Here is a 20,779-nt window from a genome sequence, read left to right as displayed (position 1 = left end):
ACCGATTTGTACATCCGCATGAAGACGCCCGTCCGCCGCGCGCTGCTGTCCGTCTCCGACAAATCCGGCATCGTCGATTTCGCACGCGCGTTGGTCGAACGTGGCGTCGCGCTGCTCTCCACCGGCGGCACCTACAAGCTGCTGCGCGATGCCGGTCTGCCGGCGGCTGAAGTCAGCCAGCACACCGGCTTTCCGGAGATCATGGACGGCCGCGTCAAGACGCTGCATCCGAAGATCCACGGCGGCCTGCTCGGTCGCCGCGACATCGACGCACCGGTGATGCAAGCGCACGGCATTGCCCCGATCGACCTGCTCGTCGTCAACCTCTATCCGTTCGAAGCCACCGTCGCCAAGCCGGATTGCACGCGGGCGGAGGCGATCGAGAATATCGACATCGGCGGCCCGGCGATGCTGCGCGCCGCAGCGAAAAACCATGCCTGGGTCACGGTGCTGACCGATCCTGCGGACTATGCCCAGGTGCTCGCCGAGATCGATGCCGGCGGCATCAAGCGCCACACGCGCGAGCGTCTCGCGCTCAAGGCCTTTGCGCTGACCGCGCGTTACGACGCCGCCGTGAGCGCCTACCTGTCCAGTCTGCAGGACGATGGCACACGCACGCCGTTTCCGGGCGTGCTTGGCCTGCAGTTCGACAAGCGGCAGGATCTGCGCTACGGCGAAAACCCGCACCAGCGCGCGGCGTTCTATGTCGAACGCCAGCCGGAATCCGGCACCATTGCCGCGGCGCGCCAGCTGCAAGGCAAGGAACTGTCCTACAACAACATCGCCGATGCCGATGCCGCGCTCGAATGCGTCAAGAGCTTCACTGCGCCGGCCTGTGTCATCGTCAAGCACGCCAACCCCTGCGGCGTGGCCGTGCGCGCGACGATCCGGGAAGCCTACGAAGACGCCTTCCGCACCGACCCGACCTCGGCCTTCGGCGGCATCATCGCTTTCAACCGCGAACTCGACGGCGATACCGCCAAACTGATCGTCGAGCGCCAGTTCGTCGAGGTGATCGTCGCGCCGCAGATCAGCGCGGCAGCGCGCGCCGCCGTCGCCGCCAAGCACAACGTGCGCCTGCTGGAATGCGGCGCATTCCCGGCGCAGCGCGCAACAGCCTGGGATTTCAAGCGCGTCGCCGGCGGCCTCCTGGTACAGGACATCGATGCGCTGGACATCGGCGACGGCGGACTGCGGGTCGTCACCCGCCGCGCGCCCACGCCGGCAGAGTTGCGCGACCTGCGCTTTGCCTGGCAGGTCGCCAAGTTCGTCAAGTCCAACGCCATCGTCTATGCGAAAAACCAGATGACGATCGGCATCGGCGCCGGCCAGATGAGCCGCGTCTATTCCGCGAAGATCGCCGGGATCAAGGCGGCCGACGAAAAGCTCGAGGTGTCGGGTTCGGTCATGGCCTCGGACGCCTTCTTCCCGTTCCGCGACGGCATCGATGCCGCTGCCGCCGCCGGGATCACGGCGGTGATCCAGCCCGGCGGCTCGCTGCGCGATGCCGAGGTCATCGCCGCCGCCGACGAAGCCGGCATGGCGATGGTCTTCACCGGCGTGCGCCACTTCCGGCACTGACGCGCACCACGCCCGGCAACCGAGTCTTTGGTCATCCGGTCCGTCCGCGACGGCAGCCGCCACAGCGCGGCACGCCACAGCGCATAATGCGCGCAGCGTCGCCATTCATCCGGGGATCATCGATGCGTCATTCGTTGAACGTGGCCAGCTCGGTGCTGGCCAGCACGGCCGCGCTGTGGCGCGGCACGGCCGCCTTCCGGCCCGCCCGCCGGCAGCCCGATCAGCTTCTGCGGTTGTACGAATTCGAAGGCTGCCCGTATTGCCGGCTGGTCCGCGAAGCGCTGACCGAACTCGACCTCGATGCCCTGATCCAGCCGTGCCCGAAAAACGGGACACGCTTTCGCCCAATGGTCGAACGGCTCGGCGGCAAGCTGCAGTTCCCGTTCCTGCACGACCCCAATACCGGCGCACGGCTCTACGAATCGGCCGACATCATCCGCTACCTCGAAAAAACCTACGAAGGCCGGGTCCGGGCAATGGACGGTCCGGGGCGTGTGCTGACGCTCACCGCCAGCATGCTGGCGAGCGGCGTGCGCGCGCACGCGGGCATGCGCGCACGCCCATCGCGTGAACCGCGTGAACCGCTCGAGCTCTACAGCTTCGAATCCAGCCCCTACTCGCGCCTGGTGCGCGAGACGCTCTGCGAGCTGGAGCTACCCTATGTGCTGCGCAACACCGGCAAGGCACGCTGGACCGACATGGGGCCGCCGCAAGTCCGCGACAGCTTGTTCAAAGCGCCCAAGGACACCAGCCGCAACCGCGCTGCGCTGCTGGCGCGCACCGGACGCGTGCAGGTGCCCTACCTCATCGATCCGAACACCTCCAGCGCGATGTTCGAATCCCGCACGATCATCGACTACCTGAATCGGACCTACGGAGCGTAAGGCCGTGACCTTCGCGCTCGACCCGCGGCAGCTGCTCGATCGCGCCTTGCAGGCCGCTGCGCTGGCCGAGCTCGATCGGGCGCTCGCCCGGCTCGAATGTGCAGCACCCGGCCGCGAGGATATTCACGATGCACGCAAGAGCAGCAAGAAACTGCGGGCATGGCTGCGCCTGCTCAAGCCCAGCCTCAAACGGCGGTATCGGCTCGTCGACGGTCTGCTGCGCGATGGCGCCAGGCATCTGGCGGCGCGGCGCGACATCGAGGTGGCAGGGCAAACCCTGCTGCGTCTGCGCCGCGGACGCCACCTCACCGCCGCAGAATTCCGCATGCTCGAACGCGCGCTCGCGCGACTGCATCCGCCATCGTCCGATGCGCGCGATATCGATGCCGCCCGTGCCTTGTACACAGCGGCGCGGGTCTATCTCGCCGAGGCGGCGCCGGCCGCGGACATCGCGCAGCTACGCAAGCGCCTGGCCTGCAGTCAGGCCAAATGCCGGCGTGGCCTGCGGCGCGCGTCGGCCTCGCGCGCAGCCGACGATCTGCACGCCTGGCGCAAGCAGATCAAGTATTACGGCTATCAGTGCGCGCTGGTCGCGCCGGTGATCCCAGAGGCCTTGTCCCCCGTTGCCGCACTCAAATCCCTGGGCGAGATGCTCGGCCTGCATCACGACTTTCATCTGCTCGGCGAACACCTCGAACGCTGCCCGCCGCAAACGCTGCCGGCAGCGCTCAGGCAGCACGCACAAGAGCGCGTGCGCCAGCGCATGGATAGGCTCGCGCGCGATGCGATCCGCCTTGGCGAAGTCTTGTTCGAACCCGAACATGCCCCACGCCGATGAACGCAACACCGGTCACGACCTGGTATCTGGAGATGCGCGATCCGGCATGGCTGCGGCCAGCGCGCGTGCCCGAACCCGCGCCGCTGATTCTGCGCGCCGAGCATCCGCTGCCCATGCTCAACCGCTTTCTCTACACCGCCGTCGGCGGCCACTGGTACTGGCGTGACCGGCTCAACTGGTCTTACGCGCGCTGGCTCGCCTGGCTCGATCGCCCCGCGCTCCAGACCTGGGTGCTGTACGTGCGCGGCACGCCGGCCGGTTACGTCGAGCTGGAGAAACAAGCCGGCGACGACGTCGAGATCGCCTATTTCGGACTGATGCGCGAATTTTTCGGCCAGGGCCTGGGCGGCCACCTGCTCAGCGTCGGCATCGAGCGCGCCTGGGCGATGGGCGCACGCCGGGTCTGGGTCCACACCTGCACCCTCGACGGTCCGCATGCGCTCGCAAACTACGAGGCCCGCGGCATGCGCCGCTATCACGAGGAAACGCGCATCGTCCATTTGCCGGCGCAGCCCGAGGGCCCCTGGCCCGGATGGGACCGCAGCGATGACGTTTGAAACGGGCTGGGCGCTGTTCGGCGCCGTGGCCGCGGCCCATGCCTTGGGCGTCGTCTCGCCCGGTCCGGACTTTGCGGTGGTCACGCGCCAGGCCTTGACCCAGGGGCGCGCAGCGGGCATCTGGACCGCAGCCGGTATCGGCAGCGGCATCGTGCTGCACGTCGGCTACGGCCTGTTCGGCCTGCGCTGGCTGACGCACCGGCTGCCGTGGAGCCTGGATGCGATCGCGCTGATCGGCGCCGCTTTTCTGCTGTGGATGGGATCCACCTCACTGCGCGCGCGGTCGCACGACCCGGACGGTGAAACCGCTGCGGCGGGCATCACCCATGGCAACTGGCGGCGGCACTACGCCCTCGGCCTTGCGACCAACGTGCTCAACCCCAAGGCGACGCTGTTTTTCGTCGCGCTGTTCACCAGCATCGTCTCCGCTCCGGTTTCTCTACCGATGATGGTCGCGCTCGCCATCTGGCTGCCGCTATCGACGTTCGCATGGTTTGCGGCAGTCGCCGTGATGCTCTCGCACCGGCGCCTGCAGCAGGCTCTGCAGCGCCATGCCCAGCGCATCGACCGCGCGATGGGGCTGATCCTGATCGCGCTGGGCCTCGCCGTGATCGCCGACACGCTCGGCGGATGAGCGCACCCGCGCATCAAGGCCCGGTGCCGGAGCACGCTGTTCAGCCGGCCGGCGATTTGGCAATCGCGCGCCACAGCATTTCGAAGAGCACGTTGGCTTGCTGGGTCAGCGAATGTTTCATGCCGCGCTGGACATAGGTTTGCGCGAGCCGGAACAGCACGCCGAAGATATAGTCGAGCAGGATTTTTTCATCGACGGCATCGGTCAGCACACCTTTGGCCCGACCCTCGCCGAGCACGCGCATGAACGTGCCGAACAGCTCGCGATGCTCGTATTGGCCCTGCTTGCGCCAGGTATTGATATAGACCGAGCTCATCATCAACTGCACGATCCGCGGGTTCTTCTCGACGAAATCGAGGGCAACCCAGAACACCTTGCGCAGCCGCTCCTTGTCGTCTTCGATGCCTTGCAGATGATCGATCATGCGTTCGGCGAGCCGGCCGAGCCAGGTGTCGAGACTCGAAAACAGCAGCGCTTCCTTGCTGCCGTAGTACTTGTAGATCGTCTGCAACGAGACGTTGGCGGCGCGCGCGATTTCGATCAGACCGACGCGATGGAACTCCCGCTCGGCAAAAATTTCGAGCACCGCGCGCTCGATGCGCGCCCGCGTGTCGGGGTCGAGCTGTGAAGGGTCGGCAACGGCAGCATCGGGCGTGCGGCGCATATGGGTCTCCGTGCAATGGTAATGATCGTTACTTGAACGCCCGGCGACGGGCTACCGGCACGTGCCGGCCACGTTGACCGGTTCTTCTGCGCTCAATTAAGCTGCGGAGCGGAGATTACCGCGGGCACGCCTTCGGGTTTGTCCGTGGCTTTCCGTTCCCCGCCGAAGCTATGGGTAATTCAAATTACCTACCGCCGCAAGCGTGGACGCACCGTAATCCTTTCATCCAACGAGAGCTCCATGGCCGAAGCATTCATCTACGACGCCGTGCGCACGCCGCGCGGCAAGGGCAAGAAGGACGGCAGCCTGCATCAGGTCACCCCGGTGCAGTTGGTCGTCACCTGCCTCAAGGCGCTCGAGGCGCGCAATGGTTTGGATACGTCTTATGTGGACGACGTGGTCCTCGGCTGCGTGACGCCGGTCGGCGAGCAGGGCGCGGACATCGCGCGCACGGCCGTGCTGGCCGCGAACTGGGCGCAGAGCGTCGCCGGCGTGACGCAGTCGCGCTTCTGCGCGTCGGGACTGGAGTCGGTGAACCTCGCAGCGATGAAGGTGATGTCCGGCTTCGAGGACCTCGTCGTCGCCGGCGGCGTCGAGAGCATGTCGCGCTGGCCGATGGGTTCCGACGGCGGCGCATGGATGATGGATCCGCGCATCAACCACCTGACCGGCTTCGCGCCGCAGGGCATCGGCGCCGATACGATCGCGACGCTCGAGGGCTTCTCGCGCACCGACGTGGACGCCTACGCCCTGCGCTCCCAGCAGCGCGCGACCCGCGCGCGGGCCGAAGGCCGCTTCGCCAAATCGCTGGTGCCGGTCAAGGATCTCAACGGCCTGACCATCCTCGATCACGATGAGTACATCCGCCCCGACACGACGATGGAGGGCCTGGCCCAGCTCAAACCCTCGTTCGAGCAGATGGGTCAGATGGGTTTCGATGCGACGGTGCTGCGCAAGTACACGACACTGGAACGCATCAACCACGTGCATCATGCCGGCAACAGCTCCGGAATCGTCGATGGCGCCGCCGCGGTGCTGGTTGGCAGCAAGAAAATCGGCCGCAAGCTCGGCATGAAGCCGCGCGCGCGTATCCGCGCGACCGCGGTGATCGGCTCGGAGCCGACGATCATGCTCACCGGCATCGCGCCCGCCTCGCGCAAGGCGCTGAAGAAAGCCGGCATGAGCGTGAAGGACATCGACTTGTTCGAGATCAACGAAGCCTTCGCCGCGGTGGTCATGCGCGCCGTGCGCGATCTCGACATCGACATGGAGCGCGTCAATGTCAACGGCGGCGCGATCGCGCTGGGCCATCCGCTCGGCGCTACCGGTGCGATGATTCTGGGCACGCTGCTCGACGAGCTGGAGCGCCAGGACAAACAGGTCGGACTCGCCACGCTGTGCGTCGGTGCCGGCATGGGCATCGCCACCATCATCGAACGCGTCTGACGAACACGGACGTGAGCGCCGGACGGCGCGCAAGCCTTGTCGGGTCGCCGCCATCCGCCCGCACCCCGCATCATCACTCACGAGGTTTCACCATGACCGCAGTGCAATTCCACCGGGACGCCGACGGCATCGTCACGCTGATCTTGGACATGCCGGGCCGTTCGATGAACGTGCTCAACGACGAGCTGACCCAGCCGTTTGCGCAGGCGATCTCGACCATCGAGAACGACCCATCGATCAAAGGGGTGATCATCACCTCCGGCAAGAAGGAATTTCTCGCCGGCGCCGACATCGACAAGGTCTATGCGATCACCGATCCGGCGCAGGCCTTCGAGCTCGCGCAGGCTTACAAGGCGTTTCTGCGCCGCCTCGAATGCTGCGGGCGGCCGGTCGTCGCCGCACTCAACGGCACTGCCCTGGGCGGCGGCCTGGAGCTGGCGCTCGCCTGTCATTACCGCATCGCAATCGACGATCCCAAAGCCAAGTTCGGCCTGCCCGAGGTCAAGCTCGGCCTGCTGCCCGGCGGCGGCGGCACGCAGCGGCTGCCACGGCTGATCGGTATCCAGGCATCGCTGCCGCTGATGCTGGAGGGCAAGGAACTCCGGCCCGATCAGGCCAAACAGCAGGGCATCCTGCATGAACTCGCAAAAGACCGCGACGAGCTGCTGGCCAAAGCCAAGGCCTGGTGCCTGGCCAACCCTCGCCCGGTACAGCCCTGGGACGACAAGAAATTCAAATGGCCCGGTGGTGATTCACGCTCCCCGGCCAACGCGCAGCTATGGGCGATCGCCCCTGCGATGGCCAACGCCAAGGCCTATGGCAACTATCCCGCGCTGATCAACATCATGTCCTGCGTGTTCGAAGGCGGCATCACCGACTTCGACACCGGCTGCACGGTGGAGTCGCGCTACTTCGCCAACTGCGTGGTGTCGCAGGTGTCGAAAAACATGATCGGCACGCTGTGGTTCCAGCTCAACGGCATCAACAAAGGCGGCTCGCGACCACAAGGCTTCGAAAAATCCACGGTCAAGAAGCTCGGTATTCTCGGTGCCGGCATGATGGGCGCCGGTATCGCCTATGTCTCGGCCAAGGCCGGCATCGAAGTCGTGCTGCTCGATACCACGCAAGAAAACGCCGAGAAAGGCAAGGCCTATTCCGCCGGTCTGCTCGACAAGGCGATCAAGAAAGGCCGCGAGACACCGCAGGGCAAGGAAGCCTTTCTCGCGCGCATCAAGCCGACCACCGATTACGCCGATCTGAAAGGCTGCGACCTGGTCGTCGAGGCCGTGTTCGAGGATCGTGCGATCAAGGCCGACGTAACGAAAAAGGCCGAGGCGGTACTCGCAAAGACGGCGATCTTCGCATCGAACACCTCGACACTGCCGATCACCAGCCTGGCCGAAGCCAGCGAGCGGCCGGAAAACTTCATCGGTCTGCACTTTTTCTCGCCGGTGGACAAGATGCCGCTCGTGGAGATCATCAAGGGCAAAAAGACCTCGCCGGAGACGCTGGCACGCAGCTTCGACTTCGTACAGCAGATCAAGAAAACGCCGATCGTCGTCAACGATGCGCGCGGCTTTTATACCTCGCGCTGCTTTGCGACCTATCCGATGGAAGGCATGACGCTGCTCGCGGAAGGCCAGCATCCGCGCGCGATCGAGGCCGCCGGCCTGCAGGCCGGCATGCCGGTCGGCCCGCTGGCGGTCCAGGACGAAGTGTCGCTGTCACTGTCCATGCACATCATCGAGCAGACGCGCAAGGACTTCGCCGCCGAAGGCAAGACGGCACCGGAGCATCCCGGCGCGGCAGTGATCGAGAAAATGGTCAAGGAGCTCAATCGGCCGGGCAAGAAGGCCGGCAAGGGCTTTTACGACTATCCGCAGAACGGGCAGAAACACCTGTGGGAAGGTCTCACCCAGGTCTTCCCGCTGCGCGAACCGCTGCCGCAGCAAGAGCTCATCGACCGATTGATGTTCGCGCAGGCCAACGAGGCCGCGAAATGCTACGAGGAGGGCGTCGTCGAGACCGTCGCCGACACCAACATCGGCTCGATCTTCGGCTGGGGCTTTGCGCCATTCCACGGCGGCGCGCTGCAGTTCATCAATGCCTATGGCGTGGCCCGCTTCGTCAAGCGCTGCAAGGAGCTGGAAAAGAAGTACGGTCCGCGCTTCAAGCCCGCAAAAATTCTCGTGAAGATGGCCAAGGAGGGGACTTCGTTCAATGCTTAACCCTGCACTTTTGCAAGGCAGCTACGCCACCGACGAGCTGCGCATGTTCCAGGACACCGCGCGCCGCTTCATGCAGACGGAAGTCGCGCCCCACGTGCTGCGCTGGGACGAACAAGGACATGTCGATCGCGAGCTGTGGAACAAAGCCGGCGAGGTGGGGCTGCTCTGCCCCAGCATACCGGCGGAATACGGCGGTGGCGGCGGCAACATCGCGTTCGAGAAAGTGCTCGTCGAAGAGCAAGGCCGGGTCGGATGCAGCGCCTGGGGCCTGTCGCTGCACAATGGCATCGTCGCCCACTACATCCTGCACTATGGCAGCGAGGCCCAGAAAAACGCCTGGCTGCCCAAACTCGCCAGCGGTGAGCTGGTCGGCGCCATCGCGATGACCGAACCCGGCACCGGCTCGGACTTGCAGAGCGTGCGCACGACGGCGATCGCCGATGGCGACGATTACGTGATCAACGGCCAGAAAGTCTTCATCACGAATGGCCAGCAGGCCGGTCTGATCATCGTCGTCGCCAAAACCGATCCGAACGAGAAAGCCAAGGGCATCTCGCTGGTGGTCGTCGAGACCGACAAGGTCCAAGGGTTCCGCCGCGGGCGCAACCTCGAAAAAATCGGCATGCACGGGCAGGACACGTCCGAGCTGTTTTTCGAAAACGTGCGGGTTCCCAGATCCAACCTGCTCGGCAAAGCCGAGGGCATGGGTTTCGTGCAATTGATGGAACAGCTGCCGCAAGAGCGCCTGATCGTGGCCTGGGCCGCGGTGGTGGCCATGGAACTCGCCCTCGACATGACGACGCAATACGTCAAGGACCGCAAGGCCTTCGGCAAACGCGTGATCGATTTCCAGAACACCCGCTTCAGGCTTGCCGAGGCGCGCACCGAGGCGATGCTCGCCCGCGTGCTGGTCGAAAAATGCACCGAGCTGCTGCTCAACAAGAAACTCGACCCGGTCACGGCGGCGATGGCCAAGTACTGGACCACCGACAAGCAGTTCGAGATCGCCGACCTGTGCCTGCAGTTGCACGGCGGTTACGGCTATATGGATGAATATCCGATCTCCCGGCTGTGGCGTGACTCGCGCGTGCAGCGCATCTATGGCGGAACCAACGAGATCATGAAAGAACTGATCGGACGCTTTCTGTAAGCGAAGCCTCGAAACGCAAGCACCGGCGCAGAGCAACCCTCTGCGCCGTTTTTTATTGCCGCTTCTGCGGATGGCAGAGATCCGCGCATCGTGGCGCTGGCATACCAGCCGTTACCGATCCTGGCATCTACCTTTCGTCTGCTACCCCCTGTCGAGACGATGCCTGCGGGAGGAATGTATCGGCACCGATATCCGTGAGGAGGCGCCATGTCCACTCGTCCAATCATCCGCACACTCGCTCTATTGGCGGTTCTATCGCCCTCTGCCGTGCTCGCGGCGCAGGCAACCGGCACCCTGAGTGTCAGCGCAACGGTGCTGAGTACCTGCACGGTGACCTCGCTGCCGCTGGCTTTCGGCAATTACACACCGTCTGCAGGCGATCTTGCCGCCACCACGACGGTTTCGGTGCTATGCACGCTGGGCACACCGTATAAAGTCCGCCTGGGGACTGGACAGAACAGTTCGAACGTGACCACGCGCAAGATGAAGATCGCCGCCGGCTCCGAAACCCTCAGCTATGCGCTGTACCGCGACGCCAGCCGGACTCAGAACTGGGGCGAGACCGATGGCACCGATACCATCGATGACACCGGCACCGGCCTGCTGAAGGCGCATACGGTCTATGGCGTGATTCCAGGCAATCAGTTCGTGCCCGCCGGCGTTTATAGCGACAGCGTCACGATCACCGTCAACTACTGATGTTTCACCGCGCCGGATGGGTGCTCGCCTGCATCGGGCTCGCCGCCGCGATCGTGGCACGGGCCTCATCCGGCGGGGTCGCGGTCAGCCCGGTCCGCATCGACCTCGACGCCCATCAGCGCAGCGCGGCGCTGACGCTCACCAATACCGATACGCGCCGCTATCGCTTCCAGATCGAAGCGATGCGCTGGACCCAGGATGCCGATGGCGAGGATGTCTATGCACCAGCACCCGAACTGCTCGCCAACCCGCCACTGCTGGAACTCGCGCCCGGCGCATCGCGCGTGGTACGCGTCGGCCTGCTCGATGCATGGCCGCAGACCGTCGAATCCGCCTACCGGCTCTACATCACCGAGATCCCGAGTGCCGAACCCGTGCACACCACCGGTCTGCGGATTTTGCTGCGCCTGGGTGTGCCGCTCTACGTCGCGCCGACACAGCCGCTGCGCCGCGATCTGCGCTGGTCGGCCCGACTCGACGGCCGCAGCCTGCATCTGGTGGCCGAAAACCAGGGCAATGTGCATGTGCGCCGCGCACAACTGCGTGTCTTCGATGCCCAGCGCGCGAGTCTGCTGCATACCGACAACGGCTTCCGCGACATCCTGGCCGGCAGCCGCTGGCGCTGGGACATCCCGCTCCAGGGGCCCGTGCCCACCCGCCTGAAAATCGAAGCGAACACCGATGAAGGCGCGGAGCGCGTGGTGGTCGCTGTGTCTGGGCCTTGAGCTGCTGACCGTGGCGTGGCGCGCCGCGTGGGCCGCAGCGCCCGAGAACGGCTGGTTCGCCGACGACTGCGACGCAGTCCAGATGCTGCATCCGGATCATCCCACGCCGCTGCTGCTGCGCGTGCTCGTCTCGCCGATCGATCCTGGACAGGATGCGGTCATCATCCGTGCACCGGATGGCACACTCTATGCACCGCCGGAAGTCTACGCTGCCCTGCAGTTGCCGCCGCCGGGACCTCCCCTGGTCCATGCCGGACGCCGGTACCACGCGCTCGATCGCGTGGCGGGTCTGCGCTTCGCCGTCGATGCCTGCCGCCAGATTTTGTCGCTGGACCGTTCCGGCATCGCCGGTACGACGACACGCGCGCTGCACACCGAGCCGGCGCCGCTGCGTGTCACACCGGAACCGGGCGGATACATGCAAGTGCAGGCCCAGTACCTGCATGCGGATTCGGTCGATGATGTTTCTGCGCTGATCGATGCCGGACTTTTCGGCAGCGCCGGACTGCTCCGGCAAACCCTGCGCCATGCCGGTAGCACGATCGTGCGCCTGGATACGCACTGGACTTACGACGACCCGGTCGGCATGACGCGTCTTGACGTCGGCGATGGCATCACCCGCGGCGGCGTCTTCGGCCGTTCCCTGCGCTTCGGCGGGGTGCAGTGGGGCCGCGATTTCTCCTTGCGTCCGGATCTGGTCACGTTCCCGCTTCCGGATCTCACCGATGCCGCGGCCCTCCCCAGCGCGATCGACGTCTATGTCGACGGCACGCTGCGCGCGCGTGACCGCGTACCGGCCGGACCTTTCCAGTTGTCGGAGGTGCCGGTCCTCTCCGGCGCCGGTGAAATCCAGCTCGTCATCACCGATCTGCTCGGCCGCAGTCGCATCGTCCGCTATGCGTTCTACGCCGCACCCGAGCTGTTGCGCCCGGGCTTGAGCGACTACACCCTCGAGGCCGGCTTCGAACGCCACGGATACGGGCTCTCCAGCCTCGATTACGGTGCCGGCTTTGCCGCTGCGACCTGGCGCTACGGCATCGCCGACCATCTCACCGTGGAGACCCACGTCGAAGCCAGTACCCACCGGCAGATGGCCGGCGCCGGCTATGCGCTGCTGCTGCCGGGCGTCGGTGTGCTCAGCAGCGGACTCGCCCAAAGCGCCGGCGATGGTCGCGGTGGCCAGCTCTACGTCGGCCTCGACCGCCAGGGCCGGGACTGGAGCCTGGCGGCGCAATACCTCGTCGGCAGCGACGACTATCTGCGGCTCGGGGAAACCGAGCCGGCCACGCTGCGTCGCGGCTTCGTGCGCGCCAGCCGACGCCTGCGCAGCGGTGCCAGCCTCAGCCTCGGCTGGATCGACGATCTGCGTGCCGCCGGCCATCTTTCGATACTCAGCGCTGGTTATGCACGGCAAATCGGCGCCGGATGGTCGGTGAATCTCGGCGGCACCGTGGATCTGCACGACAGCGCCGGCGACAGCCTGCTACTGACCGTGGCCTATGCCGGCTCACCGACGGTGAGCAGCTATGGATTCGCACAGCAGAGTGACAGTGGCACGTTGCTGCGCATCGGCACACAACGCAACCCGCTGCACGAACTGGATTGGTCGGCACGCGCGACGGTCGATCGCGGACTCATCGACCGCATCAGCGCTGGTGGGGATTACCGCACGACGCGTGGCGCGGTCCATGCCGATGTCGAGCACGGCGATCATGACGCCCTGCGTCTGGGCATCGACACCGGCATCGTCGTGCTCGGCCATGACCGCATGTGGACGCGCCCGCTCGATGGACCGTTCGCGCTCGTCGAAACCGATGCGCCGCAACCGATTCACGTGCAGATCGAAAACCGTGCCTCCGGCCGTAGTCGCGCCGGCGCACCGCTGCTGGTGACGGACCTGCGCCCCTATCAGATCAACCGCATCTCGGTGGCACCGTCGGATTTCGGCATCGAACGGCGCATCGACGGTTTCGAGCGCAGGGTCGCCGCACCCGGCTACGGCGGCGTGCGGGTACGCTTTACGAGCGATGCACGGCCGATGCGGCGGCTACGCCTACTGCTGCCGGATGGGCGTGACGTGCCCGCGGGTGCGGATGTCACCGGCGGCGACGAACCCGCCTTCGTGGGGCTGCGCGGCGAAACCGTCGTCGCCGCTCCTTCCGGCCGTCATCGGCTGCGCGCAGACTGGGTTCAGGGAGGATGCGAAGCCCAAGTGGCACTGAGCGCGGACGATACCGTCCTGCGGCCACCGTTGGAGATCGTCTGCATCCCTGTGACCACGGAGCAAGCGCCATGACCATCCGCTCGTCGAGCCCTCTGCTCCTGCTGCTTAGTGCGGCGCTGCTGCCGCTGCGCGCACACGCGCTGCTGGAAACCTGCACGGTGACGACGGCGCCGGTCGTCTTCGGCGGCTATCTGGTGACGTCGCCTGCTCCTACCGATGCCACCGGCACCATCACCGTCACATGCACTGCCGTGGTCAGCATCGCCGTCAACTACACGATCCGTCTGGGCACCGGCAGCAGCGGCAGCTATGCGCCGCGGCGCATGGGCGGTATCGCCGGCACGATCGCCTACAATCTCTACAGCAATGCCAGCCGCACCATCGTCTGGGGAGACGGCAGCGGCGGCACCGGCACGATCAGCGACGGCTATGCGCTGAACCTGCTCATGGTCAGCCGCAATTACACCGTCTATGGCCGCATCCCGGCGCAACAGAACGTCGCGCCCGGCGCATATACCGATACGCTGTTCGTGACCGTGGATTACTGATCCGGATCAGCGCAGGTAATCGAACAACGACAGGCCCTGCACGCGCACGTACGCGGCCTGCGCCGCCTGCACGGCGAGCAGTTGCTGCTGCAAACGGCTGGCTGCCTCGGCAATGTCCACGTCGCGCAGCGCCGAGAGTGCGGATTGCGCCTGGATGCGGTCCGCCTCCAGCGCAGACTGCGCCTGCTGCGCCGCAGCCAGGCGCAGACCGGCGCCGGTGCGCACGGACGACAGCCGTGCCTCGGCCGTGTCCAGTTCGAGCAGCGCCTGCTGCACCCCGGTCTGGAATGCCGCCCGCGCAGCCGGGCCATCCTGCGCAGCAGCGACCAGACGCGCGAGTTTGTCGATGAGCGCGAACACGTCCTGCTGCTGCGCCGGTGCCAGCGTGAAACGGTCGCCGTCGGCCGGTGTTCCCGCAAAGGCGAGCTCGACACCGCGCACACGGATCGCACTCCCCGGACTGTATGCGCCGGACTGGATCACGGCATCGCTGGCATCGCGTACCTCGTAGCTGCCACCCGAGAAGCGCAGCGTGTACACACCGCCGTCCCACAACTGCGCATCGTAGGTCGCCACCTGACGCAGGTGGATGACGCCGGTATTGGCATCGTCGGCGGCCACTGCATACACACCGTTGCCGGTGCGCAGCCGCATGAACACCTCGCTGCCGGCATCGCCCTCGGCGAGCAGACGATCATGGCCGATCGGCAGCTGGCGCACCTGTTCGTCCCCGCTGTAATCGGCACTGCGTCCATTCCAGGCAAAGGGTGACGCACCGTCGCGCGACCCGGCGAACAGATAGCGACCCTGACCGTCGTCACGGTTGGCGATCGCCATCAATTGATCGCGCAGATCGACGAGCTCCTGGGCGATCATCCCGCGCGTCTGCGCCGACTGAGTCGCGCTGTTGGCCTGGATCACGAGCTCGCGCACCCGGGCGAGCACGTCGATGCCTTCGGCCAGCGCGTTTTCCTCGAGCGTCAGCCGGTGCTCGGCGGCGCGGGCGTTGGCCTGCCACTGCGTGCGCTGCGCGAGCAACTGGTCGATTCCCATCGCCGCCGTCCAATCGGCCGGGCCGTCGGCGGCGCTGGCCATCCGCTGCTGGGTCGAGAGCTGCGTCTGCGTGCGCAGCAGCGCCTGCTGCTGACGCTGCAACTGTTCGACACCCAGACGATGCAGTAAAGCGGTGGAGACACGCATCGATCCACTCCGGTGCATCAACCATCGGCAGCGCGCAGCAAACTCTGGAACACGGTGTCGGCGACCTGGATCACACGCGCTGCCGCCTGATATGCCTGCTGGAAGCGCAGCAGATCCGCTGCTTCCTCATCCAGATTGACGCCGGATGTGGCCTCGCGTTCGGCACGGGTGCGTTCGCCGATCGCCGTCTGCGCATCCAGGCGCATCTGCGCCTGCTGCGCGCCGACGCCGACGCGGGCCACCAGCGCGGTATGCGCCTGCAGCACCGAGCGGGTGCCGCCAGCGAGCACCGCGGCCTGACCCAGGGCGGCGAGAGCACGTGCGTTGGTGTTGTCGCCGCTGTCGGGACCGGCCGCACGTACGGTGAAACGGTCGCCGGCAGCGGGCGTACCGGCGACCGTCAGCGACCAGCCGTGGATCTGGATCGGTGTGCCGGGCGTATGGGTGTAACTGCCCGCACCATTGATCTGGTAGGTCGTCGCATCGATGAAGCGGATCTCGACGGGATCGAGCAAGGCGGCATCGCCGGCATCGACGATCGCCGGCGGGGATACCGTGGCGGTGCCGGTGTTGGCGAGATCGGCGGTGGCGCGCAGCGGGCTCGCCGCGGCCACGCGCGCGGGGTCGCGGATGGCCACCGTGACCGTGGCCGCGGCCGCAACCGCTGGCCGCAGCAGATAGCGGTCTCCGGCAGCGGCGCTGCCAGAGACCGTCAGCGCAAGTCCGGCACCGACCAGCGGATCGGCGACGGTACCGGTGCCGGTGAGCGCGATGGCCTGGCCGCTGCGCAGCTCGGTCAGCGCCCAGGCGCTGCCGTCGTACGCGAGCAGATAGTCGCCATCACCGAGCGCACCGGCATCCTCGAAACCGACCGTGATCGCGGCGTTGCCGGTGTTGCCCGGAGCGGCGTAGGCCAGGCCCCGCAACGGGGCGAAGAAATCCGTACCGAGCGCGCCATAGGCATCCATGCCCTGCGCATGCTGTGTGTTGACCGTCTGCACCACGGCCGCGGCGATCCGACCGAGCTCGGCACGTGTGGGATCGAGCATCTCGCGCCGCACGTCGAGCAGGCCGCCGAGCGCACCGCCGCCGAGCTGGGCGGTGATCCGGGTACCGTCGCCGTGGATGATGTCGGAACGCCCGCTGTTCCACGGATCATCCGCAACGCCCAGGGCCGTGCCCTGTTCACCGAGCACCAGGGCCTGGCCGCTGGCGGTGTAAACATTGACTGTGCCGTCGGCCTGCGCGACGGTGCTGATACCGATGCGCGCGGCCAGTTGCTGCAGCAGCTGGTCGCGCTGGTCGAGCAGATCGTTGGGCGGCTGACCGAAACGCCCCCAGTCCGTGGCGATGCGCCGGTTCAGATCGGCAATCGCGCCGGCCAGCCCGTTGATCTCCTCCACCGTCGTGCGGATGCGTTGATCGACTTGCGCATCCATCGCATCGAGCTGCGCCTGGAGGTCGCGGAAACGCGCGGCCAGCGCCTGCGCGTTGCCGATCAGCGTCTGTCGCGCCGCGATCGCGGTGGGCTGCTGCGCGAGCGCATTGGCGGCATCGTAGAAAGCCTGCAACGGCGCCGCGAGCCCGGTATCGCTCTCCGACAGCAAACCATCGATACGCGCCGCAAAACCGGAAAACACCTCGAGCCGCGCGTGCGCCGACGCATCCGCCTGCATGCGCACCGACAGCAGGCTGTCGGCGAGCCGGCGGACCGTCGTGACGTTCACGCCGCTGCCGATGAACCCATGCCCCGCTCCGCTGCCCGGGCGCGAGGTCAGCTCGACACGCTGGCGGCTGTAGCCTTCGGTGTTGGCGTTGGCGATGTTGTGACCGACGGCATCCAGCGCACGCTGGTATGCGAGCAAGCCCGAAACACCGATCGATAACAGGTCGGCCATCGCACTACACCGCCTGGGTCCGGGTCTTCGCGACCGCGGCGAGGGCACGCTGCAGCGCCGGCCCCTCGGCGATGCGCAGAATCTTCTGCGCATACTGCGGATCGGTGGCATAGCCGGCTTTCTGCAATCCGCCGACGAAGCGCTGCGGATCACCACCATGCTGTAGCGCCTCGCGGTAACGCGGCTGGGATTTCAGGAAGTGCACGTAATCGGCAAATGCCTGCCCGACCGAACCATAGGCGCGAAAGCGCGCGCGCTCGCTGCGCATCTGCCCGTCCACGTACTCCTTGGTCATGTGTTCGGTGCCCTCGCCCTGCCAACGTTGATCGGCCTTGATCCCGAAAAAGTTGAGGGCCGGGCTGCCGTCGGCACGCCGGATGGCATGGCGTCCCCAGCCGGTTTCCAGCGCCGCCTGGGCCACCAACACCTTGGCAGGAATACCCAGTTCCGCGGCGGCTTTCTCGGCGTGCGGCAACACATCGGCGACGAAGTCGGCCAGACGGCTGTTGCGCTGCGTTTCAGCCTCGCTGCCGGCGCGCGGCGCCGAGACCGGCGCAGGAGTGGCCGCGGTGGTCGGCGGCGATACGCGTCCGGCAGACTCGGCCGCATCGGGCGTAGATCCGCGGGTCAATTGCCGGACCAGCAGATCGGCGATGCCAAGTCCCTTGCCTGCGGACAGGTGTTGTGCGAGCTGGGCATCGGCCATCTCGCGGTAGAACTCGGTCTGCTCGCCGCCGAGCACGTCATCACCGAGTCGGGCCGCGCGCATGCTCTTGAGCATTTGTTGCAGCAAGAGCGCCTCGAACTGCTGCGCGGCCTGGCGCACGGCCTCGGGACTGTCGGCGCGCGCCGCGGCACGCAGCGCTGCGAACCGGGAAAAATCAGTGACCGCATCCGTGCGCATCAGATCACCACCAGCTCCGCACGCAGCGCGCCGGCTTGCCGGAGCGCCTCGAGAATCGCGACGAGATCGCCGGGCGCGGCACCGACCTGATTGACCGCACGCACGATATCGTCGAGCGACACGCCGGATTCGAACAGAAACATGTGTCCCTGGCCCTGCTGGGTGACTTCGATCGCGGTATTGGGCACGACCACGGTCTGGCCATCGGAAAACGGTGCCGGCTGGCTCACGCGCGGTTTCTCGGAGATGGTCACGGCCAGCGAGCCATGTGCCACCGCAGCCGGCAGCACGCGCACGTGACTGCCGATGACGACCGTGCCGGTACGCGAATTGACGACGACCCGGGCCGGCGCCTCGCCCGGCGTCACCTCGATGTTTTCCAGCGCACCGACGAAGGCGACGCGCTGGTTCGGGTCGGCGGGTGGCCGCACCGCCACGGTGACCGCATCGAGCGCCTGCGCGTAATCGCCCTGCAGCGTCGTATTGATCGCCTGGGCCAGCCGCGCAGCGGTGGTGAAATCCGGGGTATGCAGATTGAGCTTGAGTTCTGTTGCCGCCGCAAAACCGTTCGGCACGGTGCGCTCCACCAGTGCACCGCCCGGGATGCGCCCGGCGCTGGGAACGTTGATCGAAACGCGTGAACCGTCCTGGCCGGAGACGCCCAGTCCGCCGACGATGACATTGCCCTGCGCGATCGCATAGACCTGACCGTCGGCGCCTTTGAGCGGAGTCATCAGCAGGCTGCCGCCGCGCAGGGATCCGGCATTGCCGATCGACGAGACGGTGACGTCGATGGCCTGCCCCGGCTTGGCGAAGGCCGGCAGCTCGGCATGCACGGCGACCGCCGCCACGTTCTTGAGTTGCGGATTGACATTCGGCGGCACGACGACGCCGAGCTGGCTGAGCATGGCCTTGAGGCTCTGCGTCGTGAATGGCGCCTGCGTGGTCTGATCGCCGGTGCCGTCGAGACCGACGACGAGTCCGTAACCCACCAGCGGATTGCCGCGTACCCCCTGGATCGCGGCCAGATCCTTGATCCGTTCCGCCCGCCCCGGCACGACCTGCACGACGAGCAGCAGCGCGCACAGCAGGCGTGGCAGCGAACCGAACCGACATGCTCTCCTGTCCATGCCTGTCTCCTAGAATGGGAAAAACGGCGAGGCGAAAAAGCGCGCCAGCCAGCCCTGGGTATTGGCATCGGCGATGGCGCCGCGACCGGCATAGTAGATGCGCGCATTGGCGACACGATCCGAGCGCACCGTGTTGTCACCGGCGATGTCCGCCGGCCGCACGATGCCCTCGATGGCGACGGTTTCCGATCCCTGGTTCAGCTCCAACTGCTTTTCGCCGCGCACGAGCAGGTTGCCATTGGGCAGCACCCGCACGACGAGCACGCTGACCGACCCGCTGAGCGCGTTGGACTGCGTGGCCCCGCCGCTGCCGGAGAATGCCTGCTCGCCACCGATCCGGGTTTCGAGCACGGGCGTGCCCCCGACGGTGACCGGACGGCCGAACAGCGTCGGACCGTCGATGCCAACCGAAGTCTCCTTGCGGGTGTTGCTCGCGGCGGATTTCTTCGCATCGGTCTTCTCGACCAGCAGCACGGTGAGCACGTCGCCGACCTGGCGCGCCTTGCGGTCCTCGAAGAGCGCGATGTGCTGGGCGCTGCTGTAGATGCTGCCGTCGGCCGGCGGCGAGGGCGCGGCGATGGCCTCCGGTGGCACGGCATAGTCCTCGCGCAGCGGCGCCGACGAGCAGGCCGCAAGAGCGAATGCAGCGAATATGACCAGCGCGCGCATCACAGATTGTTGGCGATGTAGCCGAGCATCTGGTCGGTGGTCGAGATCGCCTTGGAGTTCATCTCGTAGGCACGCTGCGTCTCGATCATGTTGACCAGTTCCTCGACGACGTTGACGTTGGACGATTCCAGCGACCCCTGGATCAGCAGCCCCAGTCCGGACTGCCCCGGGGCACCGGTCTGGGGCGCGCCGCTGGCGGCAGTCTCGATGAACAGGTTTTCGCCGCGCGGCTGCAGGCCGGCCGGATTGATGAAATCCGCGATCGTCAGGCTGCCGAGCTGCTGCGGCGCGGCCTCACCGGCGAGCTGCACGCTGACCGTGCCGTCGGCACCGATGGTGACGCTCTGCGCGCCGCTCGGGATCGTGATACCCGGCTGTACCGGATAGCCGCTCGCGGTGACCAGCTGACCCTGGCCGTCGATCTGGAACGAACCGTCGCGCGTGTACGCGAGCGTGCCGTCCGGCAACTGCACCTGGAAGAAACCGCGGCCGTTGATCGCCAGATCGAACGGATTGTTGGTCTGCAGCAGATTGCCCTGCGTGAACAGCTTCTCCGTGGCGACGACGTGCGTGCCGGTGCCCACCACGAGCCCCGATGGCGCCTGCGTCTGCTGCGAAGTCTGGGCGCCGGGCTGGCGCACGGTCTGGTAAAGCAAATCCTCGAACGCGGCACGGCCGCGCTTGAAACCGGTGGTATTGACGTTGGCGAGATTGTTGGAGATCAGGGTCATGCGCGTCTGCTGCGCATCGAGCCCGGTCTTCGCCACCCACAGTGCCTGGTTCATGACTGCCTCCGGCGG

19 protein-coding genes are annotated in these 20,779 nt (G+C 66.4%); 12 read left to right on the top strand and 7 right to left on the bottom strand.

Annotated elements, in window-relative coordinates; all coding sequences use genetic code 11:
• Nucleotides 1-18: 18 nt before the first annotated feature.
• The 5 genes from purH (at nt 19) to BMZ48_RS09185 (ending at nt 4,494) form a co-directional block, all read left to right on the top strand.
• Nucleotides 19-1,581, top strand: coding sequence for a bifunctional phosphoribosylaminoimidazolecarboxamide formyltransferase/IMP cyclohydrolase (purH, locus tag BMZ48_RS09205; RefSeq protein WP_091534194.1), 1,563 nt, complete (start codon nt 19-21; stop codon nt 1,579-1,581).
• A gap of 122 nt (nt 1,582-1,703) precedes the next feature.
• Nucleotides 1,704-2,465: a glutathione S-transferase N-terminal domain-containing protein gene (locus BMZ48_RS09200; protein ID WP_091534192.1), complete on the top strand. Its 762-nt coding sequence runs from the start codon at nt 1,704-1,706 to the stop codon at nt 2,463-2,465.
• 4 nt (nt 2,466-2,469) lie between these two features.
• The gene (locus BMZ48_RS09195; protein ID WP_159431149.1) at nt 2,470-3,303 is read left to right on the top strand and encodes a CHAD domain-containing protein; all 834 of its coding nucleotides are present in this window, start codon (nt 2,470-2,472) and stop codon (nt 3,301-3,303) included.
• Entirely contained in the window at nt 3,300-3,860 is a 561-nt protein-coding gene (locus BMZ48_RS09190) for a GNAT family N-acetyltransferase (RefSeq protein ID WP_091534188.1), read from the top strand. Before BMZ48_RS09195 ends, BMZ48_RS09190 begins: the two co-directional genes overlap by 4 nt.
• Nucleotides 3,850-4,494: a LysE family translocator gene (locus BMZ48_RS09185; RefSeq protein ID WP_159431148.1), complete on the top strand. Its 645-nt coding sequence runs from the start codon at nt 3,850-3,852 to the stop codon at nt 4,492-4,494. Before BMZ48_RS09190 ends, BMZ48_RS09185 begins: the two co-directional genes overlap by 11 nt.
• A gap of 40 nt (nt 4,495-4,534) precedes the next feature.
• Here the strand turns inward: BMZ48_RS09185 and BMZ48_RS09180 are convergent, their stop codons facing one another.
• Nucleotides 4,535-5,158, bottom strand: a complete 624-nt coding sequence (locus BMZ48_RS09180; RefSeq protein WP_091534183.1) for a TetR/AcrR family transcriptional regulator — start codon at nt 5,156-5,158, stop codon at nt 4,535-4,537.
• A 240-nt stretch (nt 5,159-5,398) separates the two neighbouring features.
• On the opposite strand from BMZ48_RS09180, the gene BMZ48_RS09175 reads away from it, so the two are divergent.
• The 7 genes from BMZ48_RS09175 (at nt 5,399) to BMZ48_RS09145 (ending at nt 14,178) form a co-directional block, all read left to right on the top strand.
• A complete protein-coding gene (locus BMZ48_RS09175; protein ID WP_091534180.1) occupies nt 5,399-6,604 on the top strand; it encodes an acetyl-CoA C-acetyltransferase in 1,206 nt (401 codons plus the stop codon).
• A gap of 92 nt (nt 6,605-6,696) precedes the next feature.
• Nucleotides 6,697-8,832 carry a 3-hydroxyacyl-CoA dehydrogenase NAD-binding domain-containing protein gene (locus BMZ48_RS09170; RefSeq protein WP_091534177.1) on the top strand — a complete coding sequence of 712 codons (2,136 nt, stop codon included), beginning with the start codon at nt 6,697-6,699 and terminating at the stop codon, nt 8,830-8,832.
• Entirely contained in the window at nt 8,825-9,982 is a 1,158-nt protein-coding gene (locus BMZ48_RS09165; protein WP_091534175.1) for an acyl-CoA dehydrogenase family protein, read from the top strand. Before BMZ48_RS09170 ends, BMZ48_RS09165 begins: the two co-directional genes overlap by 8 nt.
• 207 nt (nt 9,983-10,189) lie before the next feature.
• Nucleotides 10,190-10,681 (top strand): Csu type fimbrial protein, encoded by a 492-nt coding sequence (locus tag BMZ48_RS09160; protein WP_091534170.1) that lies wholly within the window; start codon nt 10,190-10,192, stop codon nt 10,679-10,681.
• Complete coding sequence (locus BMZ48_RS09155; RefSeq protein ID WP_091534168.1) at nt 10,681-11,406, top strand: fimbrial biogenesis chaperone; 726 nt, start codon at nt 10,681-10,683, stop codon at nt 11,404-11,406. Before BMZ48_RS09160 ends, BMZ48_RS09155 begins: the two co-directional genes overlap by 1 nt.
• A complete protein-coding gene (locus BMZ48_RS09150) occupies nt 11,363-13,702 on the top strand; it encodes a fimbria/pilus outer membrane usher protein (RefSeq protein WP_091534166.1) in 2,340 nt (779 codons plus the stop codon). The genes BMZ48_RS09155 and BMZ48_RS09150 overlap by 44 nt, the downstream gene beginning before the upstream one ends.
• Nucleotides 13,699-14,178, top strand: a complete 480-nt coding sequence (locus BMZ48_RS09145; RefSeq protein WP_091534163.1) for a Csu type fimbrial protein — start codon at nt 13,699-13,701, stop codon at nt 14,176-14,178. The genes BMZ48_RS09150 and BMZ48_RS09145 overlap by 4 nt, the downstream gene beginning before the upstream one ends.
• Before the next feature lie 6 nt (nt 14,179-14,184).
• Here the strand turns inward: BMZ48_RS09145 and flgL are convergent, their stop codons facing one another.
• Genes flgL through flgG form a run of 6 tightly spaced genes read right to left on the bottom strand, consistent with a single transcriptional unit; the run spans nt 14,185 to nt 20,764 of the window.
• Entirely contained in the window at nt 14,185-15,378 is a 1,194-nt protein-coding gene (gene flgL / locus BMZ48_RS09140) for a flagellar hook-associated protein FlgL (RefSeq protein WP_159431147.1), read from the bottom strand.
• A gap of 17 nt (nt 15,379-15,395) precedes the next feature.
• A complete protein-coding gene (gene flgK / locus BMZ48_RS09135) occupies nt 15,396-17,276 on the bottom strand; it encodes a flagellar hook-associated protein FlgK (protein WP_159431146.1) in 1,881 nt (626 codons plus the stop codon).
• Nucleotides 17,277-17,280: 4 nt separating this feature from the next.
• Nucleotides 17,281-18,180: a flagellar assembly peptidoglycan hydrolase FlgJ gene (flgJ, locus tag BMZ48_RS09130; RefSeq protein WP_091534157.1), complete on the bottom strand. Its 900-nt coding sequence runs from the start codon at nt 18,178-18,180 to the stop codon at nt 17,281-17,283.
• Nucleotides 18,180-19,310, bottom strand: a complete 1,131-nt coding sequence (locus BMZ48_RS09125; RefSeq protein ID WP_091534154.1) for a flagellar basal body P-ring protein FlgI — start codon at nt 19,308-19,310, stop codon at nt 18,180-18,182. Before BMZ48_RS09125 ends, flgJ begins: the two co-directional genes overlap by 1 nt.
• Before the next feature lie 9 nt (nt 19,311-19,319).
• On the bottom strand, nt 19,320-19,979 hold the full coding sequence (gene flgH / locus BMZ48_RS09120; RefSeq protein ID WP_091534152.1) for a flagellar basal body L-ring protein FlgH: 660 nt from the start codon (nt 19,977-19,979) through the stop codon (nt 19,320-19,322).
• Nucleotides 19,979-20,764: a flagellar basal-body rod protein FlgG gene (gene flgG, locus BMZ48_RS09115; protein WP_091534149.1), complete on the bottom strand. Its 786-nt coding sequence runs from the start codon at nt 20,762-20,764 to the stop codon at nt 19,979-19,981. The genes flgH and flgG overlap by 1 nt, the downstream gene beginning before the upstream one ends.
• Between the last annotated feature and the right edge of the window lie 15 nt (nt 20,765-20,779).

The organism is Fontimonas thermophila (assembly GCF_900113085.1).
Classification (GTDB): domain Bacteria; phylum Pseudomonadota; class Gammaproteobacteria; order Nevskiales; family Nevskiaceae; genus Solimonas; species Solimonas thermophila.
This window is presented reverse-complemented; position numbering and strand designations above follow the sequence as displayed.